The 24,650-nt window shown below is 47.1% G+C and carries 21 protein-coding genes; 10 read left to right on the plus strand and 11 right to left on the minus strand.

Features of this window, described 5'->3' with window-relative positions; all coding sequences use genetic code 11:
• Positions 1-61: 61 nt before the first annotated feature.
• A complete protein-coding gene (locus BMY75_RS15605; protein ID WP_074835689.1) occupies positions 62-1,693 on the plus strand; it encodes a recombinase family protein in 1,632 nt (543 codons plus the stop codon).
• Between the two features lie 770 nt (positions 1,694-2,463).
• Here BMY75_RS15605 and BMY75_RS15610 read toward each other — a convergent pair.
• Positions 2,464-2,865, minus strand: a complete 402-nt coding sequence (locus BMY75_RS15610; protein ID WP_074835692.1) for an Hpt domain-containing protein — start codon at positions 2,863-2,865, stop codon at positions 2,464-2,466.
• A 479-nt stretch (positions 2,866-3,344) separates the two neighbouring features.
• Here BMY75_RS15610 and BMY75_RS15615 point away from each other — a divergent pair, with 479 nt between their 5' ends.
• The 5 genes from BMY75_RS15615 (at position 3,345) to BMY75_RS15635 (ending at position 8,354) form a co-directional block, all read left to right on the plus strand.
• Positions 3,345-4,094 (plus strand): hypothetical protein, encoded by a 750-nt coding sequence (locus BMY75_RS15615; RefSeq protein WP_074835695.1) that lies wholly within the window; start codon positions 3,345-3,347, stop codon positions 4,092-4,094.
• Positions 4,095-4,122: 28 nt separating this feature from the next.
• Positions 4,123-4,956, plus strand: a complete 834-nt coding sequence (locus BMY75_RS15620; protein WP_074835698.1) for a hypothetical protein — start codon at positions 4,123-4,125, stop codon at positions 4,954-4,956.
• A gap of 53 nt (positions 4,957-5,009) precedes the next feature.
• Positions 5,010-5,822: a hypothetical protein gene (locus tag BMY75_RS15625; RefSeq protein ID WP_074835701.1), complete on the plus strand. Its 813-nt coding sequence runs from the start codon at positions 5,010-5,012 to the stop codon at positions 5,820-5,822.
• 165 nt (positions 5,823-5,987) lie between these two features.
• Positions 5,988-6,533 (plus strand): helix-turn-helix domain-containing protein, encoded by a 546-nt coding sequence (locus tag BMY75_RS15630; protein ID WP_074835704.1) that lies wholly within the window; start codon positions 5,988-5,990, stop codon positions 6,531-6,533.
• A 432-nt stretch (positions 6,534-6,965) separates the two neighbouring features.
• On the plus strand, positions 6,966-8,354 hold the full coding sequence (locus tag BMY75_RS15635; protein ID WP_074835707.1) for a WG repeat-containing protein: 1,389 nt from the start codon (positions 6,966-6,968) through the stop codon (positions 8,352-8,354).
• 174 nt (positions 8,355-8,528) lie between these two features.
• On the opposite strand, the gene BMY75_RS15640 is transcribed toward BMY75_RS15635, so the two are convergent.
• Positions 8,529-8,999 (minus strand): divergent PAP2 family protein, encoded by a 471-nt coding sequence (locus BMY75_RS15640; RefSeq protein WP_242940264.1) that lies wholly within the window; start codon positions 8,997-8,999, stop codon positions 8,529-8,531.
• Between the two features lie 183 nt (positions 9,000-9,182).
• Between BMY75_RS15640 and BMY75_RS15645 the strand changes: the two genes are divergently transcribed.
• The 4 genes from BMY75_RS15645 (at position 9,183) to BMY75_RS15665 (ending at position 14,231) form a co-directional block, all read left to right on the plus strand.
• Entirely contained in the window at positions 9,183-9,917 is a 735-nt protein-coding gene (locus BMY75_RS15645) for an N-acetylmuramoyl-L-alanine amidase (protein ID WP_074835712.1), read from the plus strand.
• Between the two features lie 281 nt (positions 9,918-10,198).
• Positions 10,199-11,335, plus strand: a complete 1,137-nt coding sequence (locus BMY75_RS15650; RefSeq protein WP_074835715.1) for a serine hydrolase — start codon at positions 10,199-10,201, stop codon at positions 11,333-11,335.
• A 57-nt stretch (positions 11,336-11,392) separates the two neighbouring features.
• On the plus strand, positions 11,393-12,835 hold the full coding sequence (locus tag BMY75_RS15655) for a hypothetical protein (RefSeq protein WP_074835718.1): 1,443 nt from the start codon (positions 11,393-11,395) through the stop codon (positions 12,833-12,835).
• Between the two features lie 544 nt (positions 12,836-13,379).
• On the plus strand, positions 13,380-14,231 hold the full coding sequence (locus tag BMY75_RS15665) for a leucine-rich repeat domain-containing protein (RefSeq protein WP_074835724.1): 852 nt from the start codon (positions 13,380-13,382) through the stop codon (positions 14,229-14,231).
• Between the two features lie 89 nt (positions 14,232-14,320).
• On the opposite strand, the gene BMY75_RS15670 is transcribed toward BMY75_RS15665, so the two are convergent.
• The 9 genes from BMY75_RS15670 to BMY75_RS15710 form a co-directional block, all read right to left on the minus strand.
• Positions 14,321-15,256, minus strand: coding sequence for a hypothetical protein (locus BMY75_RS15670; RefSeq protein ID WP_074835727.1), 936 nt, complete (start codon positions 15,254-15,256; stop codon positions 14,321-14,323).
• Positions 15,229-15,975, minus strand: a complete 747-nt coding sequence (locus BMY75_RS15675; protein ID WP_074835730.1) for a class D sortase — start codon at positions 15,973-15,975, stop codon at positions 15,229-15,231. Before BMY75_RS15675 ends, BMY75_RS15670 begins: the two co-directional genes overlap by 28 nt.
• A 28-nt stretch (positions 15,976-16,003) precedes the next feature.
• On the minus strand, positions 16,004-16,657 hold the full coding sequence (locus tag BMY75_RS15680) for a hypothetical protein (RefSeq protein WP_074835733.1): 654 nt from the start codon (positions 16,655-16,657) through the stop codon (positions 16,004-16,006).
• A 225-nt stretch (positions 16,658-16,882) separates the two neighbouring features.
• A complete protein-coding gene (locus BMY75_RS15685; RefSeq protein WP_074835736.1) occupies positions 16,883-18,385 on the minus strand; it encodes a sialate O-acetylesterase in 1,503 nt (500 codons plus the stop codon).
• 32 nt (positions 18,386-18,417) lie between these two features.
• A complete protein-coding gene (locus tag BMY75_RS15690) occupies positions 18,418-18,702 on the minus strand; it encodes a hypothetical protein (protein ID WP_074835738.1) in 285 nt (94 codons plus the stop codon).
• Positions 18,703-18,857: 155 nt separating this feature from the next.
• Positions 18,858-19,868, minus strand: coding sequence for a UDP-glucose 4-epimerase GalE (gene galE, locus BMY75_RS15695; RefSeq protein WP_074835741.1), 1,011 nt, complete (start codon positions 19,866-19,868; stop codon positions 18,858-18,860).
• A 105-nt stretch (positions 19,869-19,973) separates the two neighbouring features.
• A complete protein-coding gene (locus BMY75_RS15700) occupies positions 19,974-20,489 on the minus strand; it encodes a DUF4358 domain-containing protein (RefSeq protein ID WP_074835744.1) in 516 nt (171 codons plus the stop codon).
• Positions 20,470-23,100 carry a glycosyltransferase family protein gene (locus tag BMY75_RS15705; protein ID WP_074835747.1) on the minus strand — a complete coding sequence of 877 codons (2,631 nt, stop codon included), beginning with the start codon at positions 23,098-23,100 and terminating at the stop codon, positions 20,470-20,472. Before BMY75_RS15705 ends, BMY75_RS15700 begins: the two co-directional genes overlap by 20 nt.
• A complete protein-coding gene (locus BMY75_RS15710) occupies positions 23,097-24,209 on the minus strand; it encodes a CDP-glycerol glycerophosphotransferase family protein (protein WP_074835749.1) in 1,113 nt (370 codons plus the stop codon). The genes BMY75_RS15705 and BMY75_RS15710 overlap by 4 nt, the downstream gene beginning before the upstream one ends.
• Positions 24,210-24,650 lie beyond the last annotated feature (441 nt).

Consider the following 24,650-nt stretch of genomic DNA (forward strand, 5'->3'; position numbering starts at 1 on the left):
CCACGAACATTTGTGCTATAATATACATGATCCGCTGTGATCGTCGGAAAGAGAGGAATGAATGAAAGACAAGATCACAGCATTGTACTGCAGATTGAGTAATGACGATGATCTGCAAGGCGAAAGCAACAGTATAACAAATCAGAAAGCCATGCTTCTGGATTTTGCCAGGAGGAACGGTTTTCATAACACCGAGTTCTATGTCGATGACGGCTGGTCGGGAACGAATTTTGATCGTCCTAATTTTCAGCGCATGGTCAGAGATATGGAGAACGGAAAAATAGGCACGGTAATCACTAAGGATTTGAGCCGTTTGGGTCGAGATTACCTAATCACAGGTCAATATATTGAAATGATATTCCCGGACCATGACGTGCGCTACATAGCCATCAATGATAACGTGGATACTCAAAAATCCGAAAATGATATGATGGTATTCCGTAACGTGTTCAACGACTTTTATGCCCGCGACACAAGCAAGAAAATCAAGGCGGTGTTCAAGGCGAAAGGAATGTCGGGTAAACCGCTTTCTCCGATCGCACCTTACGGTTACAAAAAGTCCGAACAGGACAAAGATCAATGGGTTATAGACGAGGAGACTGCACCTGTTGTCAGGAAGATTTTCAGACTTTGCATTGAGGGCTATGGTCCGATGAAGATCGCAAATATCCTGACAGATGAGAAGATACTCAGACCTACTGCTTATAACGAGTTTAAAGCAACTGGTCAGATTACCTACGAAAAGCCTTACCGCTGGAATTGCAAGTCGGTGGTAGGAATACTTGAAAGGCAGGAATATCTGGGTAAGATCGTGAATTTCAAAACGCGTCAGAAGTCCTATAAATGCCATAAGACACTGACAAATCCAATTGAAGACAGAGTTGTTTTTGAAAACACTCATGAGCCGATAATCAGCCAACAGGATTTTGATGTGGTTCAGGAGATACGCAAAAACAGAAGGCGCAAGCAGAAGACTAATCAAATAAACCCGTTTTCGGGGATAGTTTATTGTGCCGACTGTGGCAAGCTGATGTACATCTGCAGACACTCGAAAGAGGGCAAGAGCACCGAGCATTTCAAATGCGGGAGTTATTCGTATGACAGCAAGGTGTGCTCAGCGCACTACATAAGGACGGTGGTGCTTGAACAGGTAGTCCTTGCGGAAATGAACAGCATTCTCGATACGGTCACCAAGAACGAAGAAGAATTCGTGAAAACGACTATTGACAGCAGAAACTCCGAATATATGAGCGAAGTCAAGAACGCGAAAAAACTTCTTACTAAGTCCGAAAAGCGCATAACTGAACTTGACAGGCTTTTTACAAGGCTTTACGAGGACAATGTTTCGGGCAAAATTAGCGATGCACGATTTGAAGTGATGTCGAAGAACTATGAGAATGAGCAGGAACAGCTTAAAGTGAAAGTCGCAGAGCTTACCAAATTCATCGAGGATAAGGAGCAGAAATGCTCGGATATACATGATTTCATCGAGCTAGTCAAGAAGATAAAGCACATCGACGAGCTGACTCCGAAGAACCTGCGCGAAATGATCGAAAGGATAATAGTCCATGAACCCGATAAATCCAGCGGTCACAGGACACAGGAAATCGAGATCATTTTCAGGTTTAATGTCGTAAAGTCGAGGATTGTCCTTGACGGCAGAGATTTCGACAGGCGCAAAAAAGCCGCATAAGGCGGCATTCGTGCTTTATCGCTAGTGAACATTGGGTCAAGCCTTTCGCGAAAGGCTTGCGGATGAGCACACAGTCAGCAAAGCTGACTGTTAGAGGCAGAGCCTCTCGGTCAAGGTGCAAAGCCAAAATGCATTGCAAACTATAAGAGAACAGCGAACTACCGCCCAAATAGGCGCGGCAATAACAAAATCAAGAGCGTGGACTATTTGTATTGTCCACGCTCAAACTATGTCCGTAAATATATTGCCGCGCCCGAAATCAACGGCGATAGCTCGTTGATTTCTCGACCCGAGGAACGAGGGGCGAAAGCTTACAATCTATCGTACACAGCAAATGTCCGACTGCACAAACAAACTCCTGATTTTTGGACTGATAGCATTATCGGACTGATATCTATATCTGAATCCAACAGAGTGCAGTTCGCTTATCCTACGTACTGCGGTAGCCAAGGTCGCCCCTGACGGGTCGAGTCATCGGAGACGCTGTCGCTGTCCGATGACGGGCGCGGCAATATATTCACGCGTATAGAAAGAGCGTGGACGTTTGTATTGTCCACGCTCTGAAGTTTTTTATTGCCGCGCCTTTTTGACAGGGCGGGTAGATTGCTGTGCTCTTATTATTTGCTATGCATTTTGGCTTTGCACCTTGATGCGAGGGCTCTGCCCTCGCGCTCCCGCAAGCTTTTCGCGAAAAGCTTGACCAAAAGCTCAGTTCGCGGCATAGTTTGTTTGATGCGCTGGTTTGTTGCCGCGAAGTCCGCTTGTTTGCGTCAACTTACATCGTCCTGTATCCGCTCATACTCCAGTCCGCCGTCAACTATCACTCGCTTGATGCACTCCACTGTCCGCTTATAGACTTCATATGCCCTGCCAAAACTATCCAGCGCACTTTCCCTGTCGCCGCCGCGCAGAGCGTCAACTGTATCATAGCACAAGGTATACAACTCGTACATCGAAAGCGTTCCCGTCACCGATTTCATCGAATGCACTGCCCGCATAACGCCCTCATCGTCGCCGCTGTCCATGCACCGCTTAGCCTCGTCAAAGGTGTTCTCTGTCAGAAAATTCACCAGCAGACCGCAATACAGCAGTTCCTCATCCATGAATTTTTCCAGTCCGTCCGCATAGTCTATACCGCATTTTACAAGCTCCGCCCTGTCCTTTTCCGTCATAGATAACACCTCCTTCCGATGGTTCTTTAGTATATTATACACCATCAGTTCATATTTTTCAATAGTTTATTAATATTTCTGTAAAATGTACAATTGATACTCAATATTAATCTAACTTTATATACAATACCACCGCTTCGTAAAAATTATTACCGGAAATCATATCTATTTCGCTATATCAGCCATTTCCTATTCCAAAACTCGGTTATCATTTTATTAAACGGACTCACCCCGCGCCTTTAAATCAAAGCAACAAAAGTTAAACACCGCAATAACTGATAAACATATTAAACAATATAAAATAGCATCTTTGCCAGAAACTATGTAATACCATGATACTTGATATATATAATTGACTTTATCCAAAATTTGTGATATTATTCAAACTGATGTGTTACGCCTTTTGCCGACACAAATCACTATAAAAGGACTGATATTATAATGAAAAAAAGATAATCACAGCCGCAGTAATCGCTGCCATGCTGACCCTCACCGCCTGCGGTGAAACAAACAAAGCCGATACCACTTCCGAAAAGCCCGCAGAGACCACCACAACAACTGCCGCTTCCGAGGAAGTTACCACCGAAGCTGATGCGGAAGTTATTACTGAAGCCACCGAGGAAATAACCGACACCATCGAGGAAGTGACCACCGAACTCGCCCCCGCTGTTCCCACCGAACTCAGCGATAAGTACGCCGACCTTGACAACAGAAGTTTCAAGTATAACGGTAAACTCTTTACCGTAGGCGTATCCACCATGCAGGATCTTATCGATGCTGGTGCAACTATCGAAAAAGGGAGCTCTTCGGATGATTCCGAAATGAACTTTGATAAGGAGTACAAGCATAAGTTCAGAGGACAGTTCCCATATGGCTGCCTTGAATACAGATTAGATGGCTTTGGTTCCCATGTTGAACTGTACTTTATAAACCCCGATGAATCTCCCAGAAAAGTAAGAGACTGCGTTCTTGCAAAGATATCTGTCCGTTTAGACAATGTTCTGACGACAGGTTCACTCGACGGTTTTTCCGAAAAAATGGAGTTCGCTTTCGATACTTCCCTCACCTATGACGAACTTGTGGCAAACAGCGGCGAACCCACATACGAAGATCACGGATACCATTATGCAGTAGTATCCGAGAAGACACCAAACCACGACAGCGGATATGTATTCGGTTTCGACAGCAATAACGTATTCGATGGATTCGAGATCACATGGATACCATAACGCCCAGACCCGAAAGGAATGAACTTCAATGAAGATAAAAATACTCACAGCCGCAGTAATATCTGCCATGCTGACCTTCACCGCCTGCGGTGAAACCGATAAAGCCGATACCACTTCCGAAAAGCCCGCAGAGACCACCACAACAACTGCCGCTTCCGAGGAAGTTACCACCGAAGCTGTCACCGAAGAAGTGACCACCGAAACAACCCCTGCTGTTGAAACAACAGTTACCACCACTACCGAAGCAACTACAACCACCGAGGAGATACCCCCCGAGCACGAAAAAGAAGAGTTCAAGCTTGCAGAGGGTCTCAGCGAAAAGTATGTTGACTTCGATAACATGGCAATTGAATACAACGGACATATCTTCAGATTTGAGGAAGCCACAATTCAGGACTTTCTTGATGCAGGTGTCGAACTTGACACCGATGATGATCTGGAAGACGATTATGTTGCGGATCATGAAACTGTGGATGCTCGGGTCAATATCACTGGTTCGATCAGCGCAAGACTTATATTTAAACCACGGAATGGCCAAACTGCCAGAGAATGTGTTCTGAAATATTTTTCAGTCGTTCTTGTAAATTATCCCGGTGAGAGAATAACATACGGAACAAACTACGGAGAGGGTATGGTACATTCCAATATCCCGCTGCGTCTGAAGATGAGTGAACTTACCGAAAACAGCGGCGACCCTACAGAGCGCAGAACCGGATCTTTTAGTGGTTCTACGGTATATGAATACACAGCACCTTCTCTTTATCTCCCCGATCGTGATGATCGCTGTTCCGAATATAAATTTATTTTCTATAACGGTGATTTGGTCGAGTTTGATATATGTTCCGATGAAACTAAATACTGATAGATCAGAGATTAAGATACCATAACGCTCAGACCCGAAAGGAATGAACTTAAATGAAGATGAAAATACTCACAGCAGCAGTAATCGCTGCCATGCTGACCCTCACCGCCTGCGGTGAAGCCGATAAAGCCAGCACCACTTCCGAAAAGCCCGCAGAGACCACCACCGAGTCCGCCGAGTACGAGGAAGTGACCACCGAGACTTTCACCGACCCCGCTGTTGTCGAGGACGTTCCTGTTGAGACTATCCCCGAGACGAACGAGAGCGTGGTCGATCCCCCGCTCGCGGATTTCTCCACCCCCACCGAGCTGAGCACCACCTACGCCGACCTCGACAACAGAAGTTTCAAATACAACGGCAAACTCATGACCGTAGGCGTATCCACCTTGCAAGATTTCATCGATGCAGGGGCTGAATTTGAAGAAAATACAACTTGGTCACAATCGGGATTAGATTTTGATGTTCTGGTTGATAAAGAGTTCAAAGGGCAGTTCAACGATGATTGCGTTATTTATCATTTAGATCCTGCAAGCTGTGGTCATTATGTTGATGCGATATTCATAAATCCTGACAATTCTCCGAGAAAACTAAGAGACTGTGTACTTGCCGGTTTAACTGTTTTTATCTCTGAAAGCATAAAGCCCGAATCAGGCAATAATTTCACCGATAAGCTTGAATTCGCTTTTGACAGCACCCTGACCCATGACTCACTGGTAGCCAACAGCGGCGAACCAACCATTGACAAATATTCTGTTACCGATTACACAACCGAATCCAAGACAATACCCGACTGTGAAAGTGGTTATTCTTTTGGGTTCAGTGGTAATGGCAAACTTGTCTGTTTCGATATATACTGGATACCCTGATACCACCCCTGAAACCATAGCAGTATAGCCCCCCCGACTATACTGCTTTTTTTGATAAATGATTGGTTAATATTAGGCAATTATCTACTTGACTTTTTCGCAGGATATGTTATAATATAGTTGATAAGATTTTCTGAACACAAATATATAAGGGGGTATAGAAATATGAGTTCATTTGCTGAAAATCTCCGTGCCGCAATGGCAGAACGTTCCCTTACACAGGCAGAACTCAGCAAGCGTACAGGAATATCAAAATCATTTATAAGCCAGTATCTTTCGGGCAAATTCAAGCCCCGTGATGATAAGCTCTCAGTCCTGGCACAGGCGCTGGGCACTACCAAAGGCGCACTTCTGGGCTATGAAAGCTCTGGAAGTTCAAACGGCGATAATTCCGCCGACCTGCATAAGGTTCAGGTATTCAGCGCCGATGACCCCAAGAATCCCTGGGGCGAGGAGTATGCCAATACCGAACACGGCAGCTACCGTTTTTATATATGTCGCGATGATAAGAACCGTCCTTTTGTAATGTTCGGTGACTATCTCCTTGTCAGCATCGACGAGATAGGCGCAGCAGGACTTTACGCCGTGGTAAAGGAAGGTTCACCCGACCGCGTTTATTTCCGCGAATTCTCCGACCCGCGCAAGGAAGCCGCTGAGCTTGATCTGCGCATAATCGGCAGAGTATGCGAGATACGCAGAAAAATGACCTGATATACCCAATACATAGCTTTTTCGGGACGTTTCCGTATTCTGACGGGAGCGTCCTTTTTGCGGACACTTCTCGGTCATCTTCTCCCCGCCGCAGGCGCGGGAAAAGAGAACGTAAGCATAAAATATCCCAGTCGGCTGCTATCAGTGATGTGGTAAAGGGATATCCAAATTTCTTTTTGTGCAAAAAAACTTAAAAATGCTGCCTAATGTGATGAAAATTTCACCCTCCGCCACCCGCCCGCGATATTGACATGAGGGCTGTGATGGTATATAATTAAAGGTAGATGTTTTGTAATAGTAAATGACATATGAATTTTTCACTTACTATGATATCTGCATAAAAAAATACAGGTATTGACTATCACTATAAAGAAAGGCGGACGCGCGCACTATAAATAAGGCAGGTGCGCACAGATCGTTAGGAGGATTAAAATGAATAAAATATTTCGCAGCACCCTAGCTGCGGCAGTTTCTGCGGTACTATTTGCAGGCTGTGCCGTTCCGGGCGTCAACTCAAAAAACAACGAAGGCAACGAGATGACCGATTCATACAGCTACAGCCCGAACGAAACAGGCGATACCGAACAGCTGTACAGCTGGCTGATACAGCCCTCTATCCAGGCAGATAATATAATCTCATTCGATGCCAGCAGGATAGACCCCGACAATGCCGATAACAGGGACTATATCAACTACTCTGTCATAAGGCAGAACGGCAAGTACGGCCTTATCGACTACGCAGGCAACTATATAATCAAGCCCTCATATGATGACTACTATGTATGCAGCTGCGGCGAGATAGTCCTTGTCAATATCCTTGACGAACGCAATGAGGAATATGAGTACTGCACCATAGATAAGGACAAAAAGATATCTGCCACACCTCAGCATACCGAGGATACTTCTACCCGCTACTTCCTTGATATCAAATCCCAGAAGGTCTTCGAGGGCAAGAACGGCAGCAAAAATGTTACCGAGTATACAGGCAAAAAATCAGTCCCTGTCATCGAGGGAAATGTTGAGATGGACGACTACGGCAATCTCGTGGTATCCATTCCCGAAGGTGCGCTCTGCGGACTTGCTAAAAACGGCAAGCTCCTCACCGATATGGTATACACCGCATGCTACGCGCCCTCATATAAGGGCTTAGGCTCCACTCTGGTGGCTTTCAGGAACGAAGACGACAAATGGGGCTACCTTGATGCCGACGGCAATGTAGTCATCGACTTTATCTGCGACGGCGACCCCAATGCCTATAACGGCATGATGACCGATGACTCAAGCATAGTACACCCCTACCTCTTCTGCGATGACTATATCCCTGTTTATAAGGACGGCTATTACAGCTACTACGATTTCTCCGGCGAGCAGGTGATACGCGCAGGCGAATTTGCTCAGGCACGACCCATCAACAACGGCAGGGCATGGGTAAAGCAGAACGAATTCTGGGGCGTTATCCAGATGGGCGATATAATCGAGGAAGAAAGACCCAAGGATGATTCATCATCTATGGTCACCACCACATTGGGCTCGACCTATTGGACAACCACCACCGAAGCCACCGACAGTCAGCCTGAGTATACCGACTGGGGAAATGTAGTGACCGATGAGTACGGCAATGTAGTAACATCAGAACCTGCATGGACAGACCCTGTTGATCCGGGATACACCGATCCTGTTACACCTGATCCGGGATATACTGATCCTGTTACACCCGATCCGGGATATACCGATCCTGTCACCCCTGATCCTGGATATGTAGATCCGGGAACTCCTGACCCCGGCTATGTAGATCCGGGAGCGGGCGATCAGGCATATTAAAAAGCAGATCCGCTGGAACTGAAAAGGGAGAGAGCTTTTAGTCAAGGCACAAAAGCGGCGCGGCAATAAAAACAATATGAGCGTATGCAAAACTGATGCATACGCTCTGTATTTTTGTTGGCGGTGACTGCGTCGAACGCGTGACGCGCCTTTTTGGCAGTTTCAGCGGGTTTGTCAGCGCAGGAAGAGGTTATACACTATTATGGCATTTACTATTCCCATGATTATGCCTGCGGCTACCTGGGCGCGGGTATGGCCTACGAATTCTTTGAGTTTTACTTCGGGTAGTTCCTGCGAGGTGAGAAGTTTCAGGGTCTTCTGCATCTCATTGAGTATTGTGGACTGTTTGCCTGTTTCAAGGCGGACACCGCTGGCATCGTGGCATACCACCACTGCGACTATGCCTGCGATGGCGAATTCAACGGAATCAAGCCCTTTGACAAGACCTATGGTGGCGGCGAGGGAAGTCACGGTGGCGGAGTGTCCGCTGGGCATACCGCCGTCGCCGAAAAGTCGGGTGATATCGAATTTTTTATTGACTATGGCGTGTATTATGGTTTTCAGTACCTGTGCTTCAGCCCATGAAGCCAGAGCGGTCAGCACGAAGACGTTTGAAAACAGTTCGGAAATGTATTTCATGTTCATCAGTCCTTAGGTTAAAATCTTTATATAGTATAGCATATTTTACAGAAGAAGTAAAGTCAGATTAGTTTTAACTAAATGAAAAATCGGATAATTAATGGTGAATAATTAGGGCATGAGTTTTTGGTTAGTATATTTTGTACCTCTGTGCATATTATTCTATAAAGAATAACAGGAGGGACGGACATGGAACGGATGAAGATGAAAAAGATAGCTATTTGCTGCGGGGCTTTCGTGGTGCTTTGCGGGGCGATATGGGCAGGGGACGTTGTCAGCGGAAAAGCCATGGACAGGGTGACTAAGGTATCGGCGGCGGAGGGAATGGTACGGCCGCAGGTGGTGCTGGATGCGGGTCACGGGGGCGCGGACGGCGGCTGTGTATCGGTGAACGGTGTGGCTGAAAAGGGGCTGAATCTGGATATTGCCCTTACTGAGCGGGATATGCTGGAGGTACTGGGTTTTGATGTCACCATGACGAGAGAGGACGACCGCTCGGTATATGATGAGGGAGTCGAGGGGCTGGGAAAGCAGAAACGATCGGACATGAAAAACAGGCTGGCGGTGTTTGACAAGTGCGGCGGGGTGGCTGTTTCGATACATCAGAATCAGTTCACGGACAGCAGATACAGCGGTGCGCAGGTGTTTTATTCCCGGAGAAACAGCAGGGGAGAACGTCTGGCGGGGGCGGTGCAGAGGCAGTTCGTTTCGCTTTTACAGCCCGACAACGACAGAGAGACAAAGGCTGTGGACGATGAGCTTTTTCTGCTGGACAGGACGGATACACCTGCGGTGATGGTGGAGTGCGGATTTCTTTCAAATCCCGAGGAAGCGGCTAAGCTGGAAGATGCGGAGTATCGGCGGCAGGTGGCTTTTGCGATAATGTCGGGGATAATGAATTATCGCGGGGAAGTCGGCGGATAAGGTTTGTGGGTGAATTATTGGACTGATTATAGAATAGGATAAAGATCCGGTATCGTCTGCGGTGGGCTTTGGTTCGGGTGCGGGCGGTACTTTTTGTTCGTTTATTGGGGAAAATGTCGTTTTGTGTTGACTTTCGGCGGGGGATATGGTATAATATTTTTATATAAACGGCAGAGGATAACTCTGTGGGGACGAACGGCTCTGTGTCGGTTTTAGCGGTTCGTTTTTTTGTACTGAAATGCATACGAGCGCGGAACTGCGCTGTATAAGGTAGGGTTGATATGGAATTAAAAAGGAAGATCGGGGCGCTGTCTGCTTTGGTGTGCGCGGGGGCTATGCTGCTTTCGGGCTGCGGTGCGGACGTGAGCGCTTCGGATATGGATCTTAGTGAGGATAAAGAATTGTCCTCTGAGGAAACTGTTGAGAATATAACGACGGAGGACAAGCCTTCGGTGATGTCTCCTGCTGAGATCAGTGAAGTTGAGACGGATACGGACAGCAGTGCGGATGACAGCAGTGAAGTCAACGAATCGAAGACAGAAGAACCTCAGCCTCCGAGAGAAGCAGAGGAATGTACCGTGGGCGGCGGTTACTGGTTCACGGTGAGCGATTTCGACAAGGTATACTCAAACAAGGAGCTGGAAGAGTGTTTCGACAGGCTGCAGGAAATATGCAGCGAGGCGAATTTCCATATGGCGTTCTCTTTCAAGAATATGGATACTGGGGCGTATGTCGGGTACGGGCAGTATGATCAGTTTATGACCTGCAGCTGTGTAAAGGCGCCCTATGTTAAATCTCTGTTGGCGAAGGGCATAGATCTGAAAGAGAAGATACCGCTGACCGCAAAGTGGGAAGGCGATTACGAAGGCATAGTGAATGAGGAGTACGGCAAGGAATTCACGGCGAAGAAGCTTATCGAGTACACAATTTTGGACAGTGATAACACGGCTTATCAGCTTTTGTGCCTTAGATACGGCGCGGGAGATTTCAACAATCATCAGTACGAGATCGGATCGAACTACACCCTGGGCTACAATGCTGAGTGGATATTCACCTACTGCAGCAGCGACGATATGATGAAAGACTATGAGGACATCTACCGTTTTGCGAAGAAGAACAAGGACGGCAAATGGCTCATAAAACTGCTGAGCAAGGCACATCTGAACATACAGATAGGTGCGGCGCTGGGTGACAAGTACAAGGTTGCGCAGAAGTACGGTTCGGATTATGAGGAAATGGCTTTCAACGATTGTGCCATAGTCTATGCGGATTCTCCTTTTGTGCTATGCATAATGACGGAGCAGTATCCCGAGACGGAGGAGAGCTGCAAGGTATTCAAAGACCTTGCGCTGGTATTTGACGATATCAATTCGCTGATAGCGAAAGAGTCTGACAAGGGTGAAAAAGACAAAGAATAAAGCCTGAGGATATCGGGCGCGTGGGGAGTACACCGCAGGGTGAACGGAGGTATTTTTATGAGCGATTACAAGGTATATTCGGTACACATGGGCAAGGCTAAGTGCGCTGTTGATCTGGGTGACGGTTCGGAAAGAGGCGAGTATGTAGATCAGGATTATATACTCCACAAGCTGGGCAGACCCCACAGGAGCATAAGCCTGATGTACTGCTATTATCCGCTGGACAAGGAGTTCCCGGGCAGGATATCGGAAGTTATGAAAGATGCTGATGTGAAGTTCCAGTGGGACTATCCCTATGATGATTACTTCACCTACAAGGGCGGACTTGAGGGAAATCGGGATGACGAGCCTTTCACCTGCATGAGGGATATAAGACGGCACGGACAGGACGTTACACTGACACTTACCGCTGACCCTAATATATCCGACGAGCAGATACGTGCTATTGCGGAAGACCTGAGGACTTTCGGCAGAGTTTTCCTGAGAGTTAACCACGAGAACACTGGCAACTGGTTCAGCTTCAACAAGAGGGCGAGCTATCAGGAAGTTGCGGATTTTTACTGCAAGTTCGTGAAGATAGTTCACGAGACTGCGCCCAATGTTCAGATGATACTCTGCACAGGCGGTATCGAAGACCCGAAGTCTGAAAAGATAGTTATGGAAAAGGAGTTTGCCCAGTCCGTAAAAGATACGGATATATGGTCGGTGGACAAGTACATGGCACTGCACTGGGGCTGGCCTTTTGATGTTGCGCTGAGAGATCAGGAAAGAAAACAGTACAAGCGCGACAAGGTAGAGATGACCTACAATATGACAAAGAGAAGCTACGAGCGCTTCAAGGTGATAAACGGCGGTGTCAGCAAGCCCATGGTAATGAGCGAGTTCAACGCGGACGGCGATGTTACTGGCGCTTACGATCAGGCTGTGATGGTAAAGGACTTCTGCGATATGCTGAAAGAAGACCCCGAGCTGTGGTTCAGCGGATTTACTTTCTATCAGTTCCGCGACAGGGGCAGACTTGGTCTGGAGATAGAAGACCCCAACAATCAGAATGTGGGCATCGAACAGCCTGTTTTGAAGACTTACAGGGAGCTTATCCACGATGATTTCTTTATGCCAGAGATGAAGCGCGGCGGGGAAGTCAGCTTTCCTGCAAAGCTGAGATGGGGAAATTCCGAGGATGCTGAGGGTCTGGAGATACCGATACATTTTTATGGCGACCCACATTTCTGCGAGCTGACCTTTGAGGATGAGAGCAATCTGATGATCGAGATAAACGGCAAGTGGTTCTACAAGTCGCCGAAAGCAAAGGTCATCGATCTGATGAGTGCGTTCTACGAGAACAGACTTGAGGGTGATGCAGACCTGACACTGAGGATATTTGCACCTCCTGCAAGCGGCGAGAATGATCTGAGTGCTGAGGACGGAATGTTCAACAGCTATCAGACCATTGAGAAACTGCCTAAGATAAGGATAGAATATGAGCCTGTGGTTCTGTAATTCACAATTCATAATTCATAATTGTTGGCAGGGCAATCACGGAGTTGGGTAAGAATGCCAAGGAGAAGAGCTTTGGGTCAAGCCTTTCGCGAAAGGCTTGCGGAGAGCACGAGAGGCAGAGCCTCTCGGTCAAGGCACAAAAGCGACGTGAACACAATAAAAGCAATAGCAGACAATCTTCCGACCATAGTGCGCGGGCAATATCAAAAATTCCGAGCGTGGACAATCAAACGTCCACGCTCTTTCTATGTCTGTATAATATTGCCCGCGCCGTCATCGGACAGCGAAGCGAATCCGATGACTCGACCCGAACGGAGAGAGGGGCGACACCCCCGCAGTACGTCCCCAAAAACAGACGCACATTTTACCCCATTACCACACGATAAAAGGTTCGTAACAAGTAAATTTGTTAAGCAGAATCAGGTCATAAAATGAAAATTGATTTCCTTGAAAGCGAACGTGTATTGACAAGAAAAAAATATTTGTGATATAATATTTATGGGCAAATTTGAGGACAGGAAAGTCTTAAAAAAGGAGAACAACAATGAAAAAGAAGAAAGTTATAATTACCGTGTGCGTAATATGTTTGGTATTGGCGAGGATCTTTACACCTTATCTGGGGAGACCTTTTTTGATAAAATGTAATGTTAACGGAGACGGGGATAAGAAATTTTATCTATCCGGCGATGTGAATAAAATATATTTATTTTCTTCTCATGACCCATGTATAAAATTTATAAAATACTGTAATGATCTTGAAGAATTATCCGTTTTGGGTAATCCGGATACATTCAATATAGAGGATATTGCAAATCCCAATTTAATAAAATTGTCCCTTAGCGGAGATGGCATTAACTGGTCAAGTTTGAATAAATGTACCGAATTGAAAGAGTTGTTTATTTCTTGTTTTAGTAATTTTACAACTGTAGAAGATATATCGGGATTAACTAAACTTGAAAGATTGACTATCTATAATGATGAAGAATTATCTTTAAGCAAATTGAACGAACTGAAAAATTTGAAGGAACTAACGATCGTTTGTTTGAACGAAATTGATTGTGAAGATCTTTCACAGCTGGAGAAGCTGGAAAAACTGAATCTGAATACACATGGATCGATGAAGTTTAAACAAAAGACAGGACTGAAAAATACAGACCAACTGAACAAGTTGAAAAATTTAAAGGAACTGAATATCTGTTGTAATAATGATATCAACTGTGAAGATTTTGCGCAGCTGGAAAATCTGGAAGTACTGTCGCTGGAGAGCGATGGAAAAATAACGGGGCTTGATAGCGTTGGAATGGATAACCTTATACGTATCAATATCCCAATAACTAAGCTTACAAATGAGGCAAAGAAAAAGCTTAAAGAAAAGGGTGTTTATATAGAATACTAGAATACATAGAGTAAGCTGAGATATCATAAAAGAAATAACTCCCTCGCCTTGTAGCAGGTGGGGGAGTTTTTAACGTCAATTGACGAAAATCATGCGTGATGATGTTCGTGGGAATATAATTTTGCTTCGCGGACACGGAAAATGTGTATCACCTGTGCGAAGATGATCAGGACGATACCGAGACCGAGAAGTATGCCGTTTACGAGGATAAGTCTGTCGGTAACGCCGTAGATAGCGCCTGTGATGGCATAGTAAATGCTTTGATCTTCCATGAAAAGCCCGTCAAAATAGCCTGTGAATCGGCAGAAGATTGACGGTATCAGGAACAGAGCGCCGCAGGCGAAGAATATGGTGCCGAACCAGTAAGGCATATCAAAGGGGTGGTGGCGGTCGATGTAGAACATCAGACCCAGCAACACCGCGAGAACCACGACACATATGCCGATACCAAGGCTCAGTTCGGGAACTATCTTTCTGAAAACAGAAGATGAAGAACTGGTTGCCAGCTTTTTTGCCATAAAAACATCGAAGGTAGAAGTTATTTTCTTTTCTGCGATATCGAGGGTATAGTCGATATCGGAATAGAATTTTTTATCTTTCTCGATCTTATGTTCGTCGGCATCTTTTTCAAAATATTCGGTCACATCGTTCTCGAATTCTGTAAAATCGTAATCGACTTCGGGTTTAGCGAGAGATCTGCCAAACATATACTCAAGGGAATTTCTGGTGAGTTTTTTTGCGGTGGATGAAACTTTTTCTTCATTAAGGCTTTTGGTGTAGACCTCTTTCGGGACGCCCGTCGGACCGGAATACTGACCGAGATACGCGTCTATCTCATCATACAGGGCTTTATCGGAGCCGCTGTTGCTTATCGTCCACACATAATAATCGGTATTGAAGACCATCGTACTGCAGAATATCAGTGCCTCTGTAAGTACGGCAAACAGGCTTGCAAATATGGCTAAGGTCAGCATCGGGCGGTAGTGATATAGTCGTTTCATTCCTTTGTCTCGACCTCTTTCCATTCAATATCCTTCAGCTTGCATATGAAAGCAAGGCGGTACTGTGACATACCGAGTCTGCCTTCGTTCCAGCAGGTATACATAGTCAGTCTGTCATCATCGGTGGGGTAGACATAGGTATAATCAGATTCATGGAAAACGACTCTTTCATCGATGATATAGGTGCACTTGCAGTAACAGGTCTCGAGGGTAACAACGTCGCCTATTTCGCACTTAGGCAGATTATAGAAAAATGTGTGGTTATGGCCTGCTATAACCACGTTGCCGGGTCTGCCGATAAATACGGAACCGTTATACCAGCCTGCGCCCTTTTCAAGTACATAGTTATCCTGACCGCTGTAAACGGGGATATTTTTCATGCCTGCGGCTTCGCAGTTGAGTTCGGCATAATAATCGCCGTAATAGGGGTAGACCATGGTGTGAGTTTCCTGCTTGCCGTTAATTTCGATCTCGACTTCCTTGACCTGATCCGGGGCATCGTCATCGCGGTATTTATTGATAGTACGGAGATTTCTTACCTCCATCGGCGTAGCGCCGAATGTCGTATCGAGGTATGGTTTAAAGTCCTTGAAGGGTTTAAATAATGCCAGAACAGCTGTACTGCATAATATAACTAATATCAAAAAGGGTGTGAGAACATAAGTAACTGTCCTCAACACCCGTGATGACGAAGTTTTATGCTTATGAGCGTGCTGTTCCGTTTTCTTTACGGCATCACTCATGATAAATCACTCCGAAATATAATTTTGATTAAGCTCTGTTCTTCTTAGCAACCATGAACACACCAAAGCCAGCCATTGCAAGTGTAACAGCTGCTACAGCTGCTGCATTGGAAGTATTGGTCTCGCCTGCACCTGTAGAAGCAACGGGATTGTCGCTCTTGATAGTGGTGCCGCCGCCATTGTTGTTGTTGCCGCCGTTGCCATTGCCGCTTCCGCTGGAAGAGCTGTCGCCGTGCTTGTGCTCAGCTGCAACTGCAAAGTGAGCATCGTCAACCTTAGTGATGGTAACGATTACGTTGTGCTTTTTACCGAGGTTGATAAGGTCATCCTGAATAGCCTTCTTCTCGTCCTCTGTCCACTCCTTACCGATCAGGATCTTGTCCTGCTCGCTGAGGTCAGCGGGAGCCTTAGCTACCTTCTCCTTAGAACCGCCAAGGCAGTAAGGTGCAACGTAAGTATCTCTAATATTGTTCAGATCAGCGATCATATCATCATACTCATCGCTGGTGAAGCAATCCTTGTGTACCTGCAGGAAGTTGTCCAGTTCCTGAACGTTGTTGGACTGAACGCCTGCTTCCTTTGCTGCCTGAACTGCATCTTCATATGTTGTAGCAAATGCAGAAACGGACAGTGAAGCTGCTATAACAGCAGCTGCTGCAAATGCAGAAATCTTCTTGATCATGTCATTTCCTCCAAACTCAAATCTATTTTCAGGTATAGCCCTAACTACCTCTGACTATCCCCTCTTTGACATTATCTATGATAACATAAATCGTTTTAAATTTCAAGACCATATATACAACTTTGTTAAAAACATACAATTAAAATTTTGATATCTGCACATCTTGCCGATAAGATAGCTATTTTATTAAAATATATTAAAATTTTTCATGGTCTTTGGCGGATGTCAGAGGTCATCTGAAGTGGAAAACGGAGCCATGGGTATGCCGTTTTTACCGAATACTGTGACATCGCCGAAGTTGGTCCAGTTGTATCTCACTGCCGCGGGCGAGGTGACTTTATCCGCCCAGATAAGCGCTTTTCCACCGCCGATAGCTGCCTGGGCGGGGACGAAAATACCGTCTTCGCCTGCTATTTCAAATCCTTTGATGGAGCCCTTGACTTTGAAACCGTTTTCGGAATTGGCGAATTTTACCTCAGCCTTGCCGTTCTTGAAGATACAGCTCTCATAGATGGGTCCGAAAGCATCGACATCCATGCCATATACCAGCTTTTCAGCCTGAAGGCAGAGCCTTTCGCCCACGGGGAGTTTATCCTTGGGGTGTATCTCGTTGAATTCGCCGCAGTCAAGTATAACTGCGATGCCTGTATTTTTCACGGTGCGGAAGGTCTTCATCTGTGCGGAGCGTATCTTGCACCAGTGCTTGTAATCGGGGGCGCCTGCGTTCTGGTGCATGGGAAGCTGTACCATTATGAAAGGCAGGGTATCGTCCCCCCATATCTCGCGCCATTTCGCGATTAGTGTTGTGAGCAGCACGTAGTAGCTGTCGGGCTTGTGATCATCGGATTCGCCCTGATAATAGAGGAAGCCGCGGAGAGTATACGGACATACCCTTTTGATCATATTCTCATACATAGCGGTGGGTCTGAAGGGGTTGAATTCGTTCCTGGGACCCGGCCAGCCGTATACGCCGATCTTTTCTTCAAGCTGTCCCCATGACATTCCCGGGTCTTCTTTCCAGAATTCCTGTGCCTTAGCCAACCAGTCCTTTTCGTGCTGAAGAAAGGCTTCGTACTCGGCTTTCTGCTCTTCAAGGGACTTGCCTTTTATGGTCTCCTCGTATTCCTCGATGTATGAGGATATGCGCTTGTCGTTTTCAAGGGATTCTCTGTCCAGCCAGTTTGAAGCGGATGTGCCGCCCCAGTTACAGCCGATAAGTCCGACTACGACACCAAGTTCCTTGGAAAGCTTGCGTGCGAAGTGGAGACCCACTGCGCTCCAGCACTTTGAAGTTTCGCTGTCAGCCCTTTGCCATGCGGTCTGTTCGCCCTGACGCTCGGCTTCTTCGGCGGTAGCGACTTTAGGGGTGTAGTAGTAGCGTATGGGAGTGTCCTTGTTCAGCTCTGCCAGGTATTTTGCGCCGTCCTTGGCGTTCTGTATCTCCAGCTCCATATTGGACTGACCTCCGCAGAGCCAGACTTCGCCCACTGCGATATCGGTGAAAGTGAGGGTATCGGTGCCGTCGGTTACTGTAAGGGTAAGACCCTCTGCCGCTTCCATGGGGAGCAGTTCGCAGCGCCATTTGCCGTCTCTGACGGTACATTCTGCTTTGTTATCGCCGATCGCCGCGGTGATACGCTTTCCGTCTTCACCCGTACCCCAGACAGTGATGCATTTTTCGCGCTGTAGCACCATACTGTCAGAAAACATCTGAGAACATTTCAACATTGTGATTCCTCCTGTTTACCCATTTTCCATATCTATTTTACTATCCATAATATCAGTCTGACGATGAGGTAGACCGACTGATAAAGGGGAACTACCCAGCCGCCGCACAGTGTGATTATAAACCCCATGGCGAGACCGCTTTGGAAACCTTCCCGACCGTATTCGCGTGGGCTGCTGCTGCTTTTCAGGGCGGGGGCTATCCAGCCTGAGTCGATGCCGAATATGGCGCAGTGTATCGCCAGAAGCAGCCAGAGGACGTAGTATACCAGTGATATGCGGAATATCCATATGAATATGAGCCCGATAATATGCAGCATACGGCACCTCCCTTGAAAGGTCAGCTTTTACGTCGCGGGGACTTGTTTTCTTTATTCTGATTTTACCACAACAGGAAAGTTTTGTCAACGAAAAAACGCCCGAAAAAACGTTTAAAATTTTTCGGGCGTGACAGTGTCATTGGTGTTTCGTATTCTTATAGACCGTTGGGGTTGTTCTTGATAAAGTTCCAGCTGCTGGCTGTCATTTCATCAAGGGTCAGCTTAGCCTCCCAGCCGAATACTTTCTTGGCTTTTTCGGGGTTTGCGTAGCAGGTAGCGAGGTCGCCCGCACGCCTTGGCATCACCTTGTAGGGAAGTTCCTTGCCACAGGCTTTTTCAAAGCTGTGGAGAACGTCATAAACGGAAGAACCCTTGCCTGTGCCGAGATTTACTGCATCACAGCCTGTATTCTCCATAACGTATTTCAGTGCACAGAGATGACCCTTTGCAAGGTCTACCACGTGGATATAATCGCGTACACCTGTGCCGTCGGGGGTATCGTAGTCGTCACCGAAAACGCCAAGTCTTTCAAGCTTGCCAACTGCTACCTGACATATGTAGGGCAGCAGGTTGTTGGGTATGCCGTTGGGGTCTTCGCCGATAAGTCCGCTTTCGTGGGCGCCGATGGGGTTGAAGTATCTCAGTAATGATACTGACCACTCGGGGTCGGAAACGCATACGTCACGGAGTATCTGCTCTATCATGACCTTGGTATAGCCGTATGGGTTGGTTGCCGATGTGGGCATATCCTCGGTATAGGGAGCCTGATTTACAGGGCCGTATACTGTTGCGGAGGAGGAGAACACTATCTTTTTGCAGCCAGCCTTGCGCATAGCCTGTATCAGCAGGAGAGTGCCTGTGATGTTGTTGTGATAGTATTCTATTGGCTTTTCTACGCTCTCGCCGACTGCTTTGAGTCCAGCAAAATGGACAACAGCGTCTATCTTGTTTTCCTCGAATATCTTGTCCATCGAAGCAAGATCCAGCATATCAGCCTCGTAAAAGCCGAATTCCTTGCCTGTTATCTGCCTTATCCTGTTGAGGGCTTCGGGCTTGGAATTTGAAAAGTTATCCATTATAACTACGTCATATCCTGCGTTAAGCAGTTCAACAACGGTGTGGCTGCCGATGAAGCCTGCGCCGCCTGTAACGAGTATCATTGCCATGTCAGATTACCTCCAGTAAATTGTTTTAATGAATATATAATCATTATACCATATTTTGCTCATATTTCAATTGACAATTCTGCTAAAAATACGGGGCTGATGCTGTCAGGACAGCTTGTCTTTAAGCTGTTTTTCGATGGTATCGGCATCATCGGAGATAATCAGGATATCGAAATCCCCCAGACTGATGATCTTTGCGCTCTCAAGCTTGCTTACCTCTTCGGGGCGGTAATCGCGGAAAGTTGCGGTGCGGCTTTCAAGGCGTTCTTTCAGGAGTTCCTGACCGTCTATACCCTCGTCGAATTTAACGGCTGAAACTTCGTCAGCATATCCGCCGTTCTCGTTATAGAGTATTGCGCCGTCCAGGATATTAGCAAAGCCGGTTCCATAGAATTTTGCGGCGTTTGCGTCGTATTTTCCGTCGCCCTTGGAAAGTCTGCCGTCGAGATTATCTTGGCTTATATCTGCCAGCAGTTCTTCTGCGGTGATATTTGCGGCTTTCTCGGCGTTAATAGCGGCGGAGGAGGTATCCTCCTTGGTATCGTTTTTTGTGCTGCATCCGCACATCATCAGCACTGCGGCGAATATCACCGCGGCTGTTTTAATCATTTTCTTCGTCATAGTTGTCTGCCACCTCAAAATCTTCATAACCGTCTATCTCATGGTTATCGTAGAGATAGGTTATGATATTATTATATATCTCGCGCTTGCAGCCATCGTGGGCTTTGCCGAGATATTCGTCCGCTTTTTGGGACATTTCTTCTTTTATGTTCATGCCGTTCTCGATATATCCGCATAGGATATCCGCCAGCTGTTCGGGGGTATCTGCCTTTTCGCCGAAGGGCTTGCCCTCGGTACCAAAGTATACCAGTGGCTTGCGCATAATGCCTGCGGAAAGCTCCTCTGGGTCATCGGTGACGATGAGAGCCGCACGGCTTTTAAGCTCCTCGGCGCTGAAATCGTCCGTCAGGAAAGTGACCTTGTCGGGCTTGGGCAGAGCCTTGGCTTCGTCGTTGGTAACGCCCTCGAAAGCCATAGTCAGGGAATATCCGCTGTCATTGAGTGCTGTTTTCAGCTTTTCGTTTTCGAGAAGCTCTTTCATGCTGTTAAAGAACCCTGTTTCCTTGAATGGTGCCTGTTCTTCGGGGATATATTTTGCCAGCATCAGCAGCATATCACTGCCCTCGGAATTGTTGGTGATAAGGTCAAAGCTGGTGAGACCCGTGAGTTTCAGGACTTCGGTATTCTCATAGCCGTATTCGGGCTTGCGGAGTTCGTCTATGTAGTCGCCCGTGCCGCAGAAGTAAAGTCTGACATTGTCGTGCAGACGGTGGTTCTTGGCGACAGAGGGCTTGTCATCGGGAGAATTTTGCAGGAAGACGTTGGTAGTTCTGCTGAGCCTTGTAAGGCTGTAGGATGTATCATCATTTCCCGGGAAATTCTTTTGCAGGATATTTGGGACGGTGGTGATGTACACCTGCGCATTCAGGAATATCAGCTTGTGCAGAAGAGATCCTCTGTACAGGGGCTTGTAGCCGTCATCGATGATGCGCTGTGCCGCGGGGCTCTCCTTGTCGGTGAGATAATAGCAGTACAGCTCGTCGTGGCGGGTCATTGCGTAGCGGAACATATCCTCTGCCGCGCCGCCGCCTTTTCTGGTGTCATCTGCAAAGAGCCAGATATTCTTGTTTTTGAACCAGAATCTTGTGAAGCGGTAGGCTGTCCTCAGGATGAAAGGCGTACCCTCCTCGGCTGCCCTTTTCATCGAACCGCGGAAAGCTCTGCGCTGTGCCTTTTCGGAAAGTGCCAGTGTGACAAGTCTGCCGTTTTCGGCACGGGCAAAGAAGTTGTTGCCCAGCGGGAAGATGCATTCGTAACATCCCTCTTCGATACGGCTGCCGGGTGTGTGGAATATAGTCCTGAGCTCGTACTTACAGCCTTTAAAGAGTATGAAGAAGCGAAGCTCGGCTCTTTCTTCGGATACGGGTATGCTCATGTGGAAAGTGCGCTGTCTTTCCAGCTTTTTGCCGAAAAACATCACTGGCTCGCCCTTGCGGTCGTAGTTGATCTTATATTCTTCACCTGCGTATTCGGCAGTTAGCTTTGTACGGCGCTCGCTGAAAATGTTATCGAAACAGCCGTCTATCTCAATGTTATTTTTGTAAAGGTTCAGCTGAACTATCTCGATGAAGAGCCTTGTGCTGTCGAAAAGCACGATATCTTTCTGCACAGAGAACAGCCTGTCGCTGTTGTAGCTTATATCGGGAAAGTAGTTCTCGTGACCGTGCTTCAAGCCCAGAAGCAGGCGCTTATCTTCGGCACTTGCGGAGAATATGCCGTAAACATCGCATATCACTTTGTCCTCGGCAGGGCGCAGTACTTTCTGCAAGGTGTCGGTTAGTTTCGTTCTCTCGTCCTCGGGGAATTCGCTGATTTTAAGACCTTTCTCGTTACATTCCATTACCTTTGCTGTGATGAAATGCTGTAAGAAAAGGGGAAGTCTGCCGTCCTTGCCTTTGCAGGTCTCTGCAAGGGGGATAAGGCAGTTATCGAAAATAGCGGTGTAAGTCTCGGCTTTGTCAGCATCTTCGGGGATCGCATCTTTCTTTGCGGGGGAAGTTTTTCTTTCTGCCAGCCAAGCGGTAAGGCGGTCATCGTAGAAAAATTTCTTCTGTTCGCAAAGGGCTTTCAGCATACATTTCTGCTGAGAAAAGTTTCCAGCTTCGGTCTCGAAGTGGTGTTCTGCCGCGAAAGAAGTTCGCACCACTACAGCTTCAAAGGCTGAGGGGAAGAGTCTGAAATTTTTATCCAGATCAATAACGGCTGCCCTGACCGATGTGGGGAAAAAGATATTTTTTCCGCTGCCTGCAAGTCTGCCGCAGGCTATATTGAGGTCAGGGTCGCTGTCGAGAGCGGCTATCAGCCTTGAAAAATATGATGGGTCTACCTTGCCCCCTGCACGCATAACGGTGCAGTAATCGGCGTTTGCGTACTTTATGAAAGTGTTCAGCAGCTCGGCTTCGCTTTTGCCGCCGATGTTGATGAACGCGGTCATGCCGAAAGCGTAGGCGCGTTCAAGGTAAAGCTTTTTTCGGTCGTCTTCGGTGAAATCACCTGCAATGATAAGGAAGATATCCTTTACAAGTCCTCCCGACTGCCCCGCGATATTCTGTACGGTATCAAGGGCGACTCTGTCGGAAGCACCTGCTGTCAGCAATACGGAAAGCTTCATTTGTCTGCCCCCTTTCTGCCGAAAATCTCAGCTATTATCCTGTCAGTAGAGTGTCCGTCGCAGCTGCCCATGTGGTAGGATACGCATCTTTCCAAGTCAGCGGTACTGCGGCAGAAAAGCTCATGGTCGATGGCGGCTGAAAGTTCATCAGCCGTCTGTGCAACGGTGGTGGGGAAGCTGTGATAGTCAACGTAGAAGCCACGCTCGGTATCGAAATCTTTCAGGTCGGGAGCGAATAATACGAAAGGCTTGCGGTAAAGCAGCCAGTCGAAAACTACGCTGGAATAATCGGTGACAAGGATATCTGCCACGGCGAAAAGGCTCTCGGTGGGGAAACCGTCATCGGGCTGCATATGGGGGTGCAGCTTTTTGATGAGGTATCTGCCCTGAGCGGCGCAGACCTTTTCAATGTCCTCGCCGCCCACAACATAGGGCTCTGCGGCATTTCCGCGGAATGTGGGCGCCCAGAGAACTATCTGCTTGCCGATGGCTTCGGGGTGGACTTTGAAGAATTTTTCACGGCAGAGGTCGTTATATTTTTTGCTGTAATAGATATCCGTGCGGCTGATGCCTAAAGGACGGACGTTATCGTATCTCTGGCGGAAAGAACTTGCTATTACGGGAGCAACGCAGGGGGCGCTGACTGTCCAGAGGTCGTAGCCGCCAAAAACTTCGCCTTTGTAGAAAGAAGGCACGCAGTCCTCGGAATCGTAGCCCGCTTTTTTCAGCAGACCGCCCGAGTGCCACAGCTGGGTGACGAAAGTCTCACTGCGCTTGTGACAGCTTGAAACGGGCAGAAAAGTATCGCAGATAAAGACCTGTTCAGCCCTGCCGAAAGCAATCATGAAATCAATTATAAAACGCACAAGAGCGGGCTTGGAGCATTTTTTGAAATCGAGGTAGAACTCTTTGACGTGTACGCCTTCGAGCTTTGCCACCTTGTGCCGCATAACGCGCATACTGAAAGGACAGCTGTCGTGGTGGGCATCGGCGAATATAACAAGACCTTTCTCGGTCTCGCCGCGGGAAAAAATGAAGTATATAAATGGCAGCAGAACGTTCTGCAAAAACATTTTTGCAAGCTGCCTGAGTTTCAGTTTAAGGCTCATGATGATCTCCTTGATTTGGGTTTATCGGTGGTTATGTCCGCTGAATAAAGCGGGAGCGGGCATACTTGTCCGTGTACAGTATAGCACAAAAGGGCGGGGGTGTCAAATTTTGGGGCGATGATAGGCGGAAATACTGCCAAAGAAGAGAGCATTTGGTCAAGCTTTTTGCGAAAAGGTCCTCGGCCGGCCGGGCCAATTTCGCGGCATAGTTTGTTTGGGGCGCTGGTTTGTTGCCGCGAAAAGCTTGAGTTAAAGCTCTTTTCCTTGGCAGTATCCACGAGTTTGATTGAACTGCTACCGGAAGTTAGCAAAAATCAGTAAAAGAATCACAAAAATTGAACATTCTCAGCGCCTATTCTCGTTGACTTGTAACTAATAATGTGATATAATTATTGTGTTATCAGGGCGGCAGAACTATCTGTCTGCCGCCGATTTTTTGTG

It is taken from the genome of Hominimerdicola alba, from assembly GCF_900109655.1.
Lineage (GTDB): Bacteria > Bacillota > Clostridia > Oscillospirales > Ruminococcaceae > Hominimerdicola > Hominimerdicola alba_B.

Excerpts from the sequence above, each read along its gene's own strand:
- BMY75_RS15705 (WP_074835747.1), bottom strand. The coding sequence starts at position 23,100 with ATGAAGCTTTCCGTATTGCTGACAGCAGGTGCTTCCGACAGAGTCGCC.
- BMY75_RS15700 (WP_074835744.1), bottom strand. The coding sequence starts at position 20,489 with ATGACGAAGAAAATGATTAAAACAGCCGCGGTGATATTCGCCGCAGTG.
- BMY75_RS15620 (WP_074835698.1), top strand. The coding sequence starts at position 4,123 with ATGAAGATAAAAATACTCACAGCCGCAGTAATATCTGCCATGCTGACC.
- BMY75_RS15610 (WP_074835692.1), bottom strand. The coding sequence starts at position 2,865 with ATGACGGAAAAGGACAGGGCGGAGCTTGTAAAATGCGGTATAGACTAT.
- BMY75_RS15645 (WP_074835712.1), top strand. The coding sequence starts at position 9,183 with ATGGAACGGATGAAGATGAAAAAGATAGCTATTTGCTGCGGGGCTTTC.
- BMY75_RS15685 (WP_074835736.1), bottom strand. The coding sequence starts at position 18,385 with ATGTTGAAATGTTCTCAGATGTTTTCTGACAGTATGGTGCTACAGCGC.
- BMY75_RS15640 (WP_242940264.1), bottom strand. The coding sequence starts at position 8,999 with ATGAACATGAAATACATTTCCGAACTGTTTTCAAACGTCTTCGTGCTG.
- BMY75_RS15680 (WP_074835733.1), bottom strand. The coding sequence starts at position 16,657 with ATGATCAAGAAGATTTCTGCATTTGCAGCAGCTGCTGTTATAGCAGCT.
- BMY75_RS15615 (WP_074835695.1), top strand. The coding sequence starts at position 3,345 with ATGCTGACCCTCACCGCCTGCGGTGAAACAAACAAAGCCGATACCACT.
- BMY75_RS15675 (WP_074835730.1), bottom strand. The coding sequence starts at position 15,975 with ATGAGTGATGCCGTAAAGAAAACGGAACAGCACGCTCATAAGCATAAA.
- BMY75_RS15690 (WP_074835738.1), bottom strand. The coding sequence starts at position 18,702 with ATGCTGCATATTATCGGGCTCATATTCATATGGATATTCCGCATATCA.
- BMY75_RS15605 (WP_074835689.1), top strand. The coding sequence starts at position 62 with ATGAAAGACAAGATCACAGCATTGTACTGCAGATTGAGTAATGACGAT.
- BMY75_RS15710 (WP_074835749.1), bottom strand. The coding sequence starts at position 24,209 with ATGAGCCTTAAACTGAAACTCAGGCAGCTTGCAAAAATGTTTTTGCAG.
- BMY75_RS15655 (WP_074835718.1), top strand. The coding sequence starts at position 11,393 with ATGAGCGATTACAAGGTATATTCGGTACACATGGGCAAGGCTAAGTGC.
- BMY75_RS15635 (WP_074835707.1), top strand. The coding sequence starts at position 6,966 with ATGAATAAAATATTTCGCAGCACCCTAGCTGCGGCAGTTTCTGCGGTA.
- galE (WP_074835741.1), bottom strand. The coding sequence starts at position 19,868 with ATGGCAATGATACTCGTTACAGGCGGCGCAGGCTTCATCGGCAGCCAC.
- BMY75_RS15630 (WP_074835704.1), top strand. The coding sequence starts at position 5,988 with ATGAGTTCATTTGCTGAAAATCTCCGTGCCGCAATGGCAGAACGTTCC.
- BMY75_RS15665 (WP_074835724.1), top strand. The coding sequence starts at position 13,380 with ATGAAAAAGAAGAAAGTTATAATTACCGTGTGCGTAATATGTTTGGTA.
- BMY75_RS15625 (WP_074835701.1), top strand. The coding sequence starts at position 5,010 with ATGAAGATGAAAATACTCACAGCAGCAGTAATCGCTGCCATGCTGACC.
- BMY75_RS15670 (WP_074835727.1), bottom strand. The coding sequence starts at position 15,256 with ATGGAAAGAGGTCGAGACAAAGGAATGAAACGACTATATCACTACCGC.
- BMY75_RS15650 (WP_074835715.1), top strand. The coding sequence starts at position 10,199 with ATGGAATTAAAAAGGAAGATCGGGGCGCTGTCTGCTTTGGTGTGCGCG.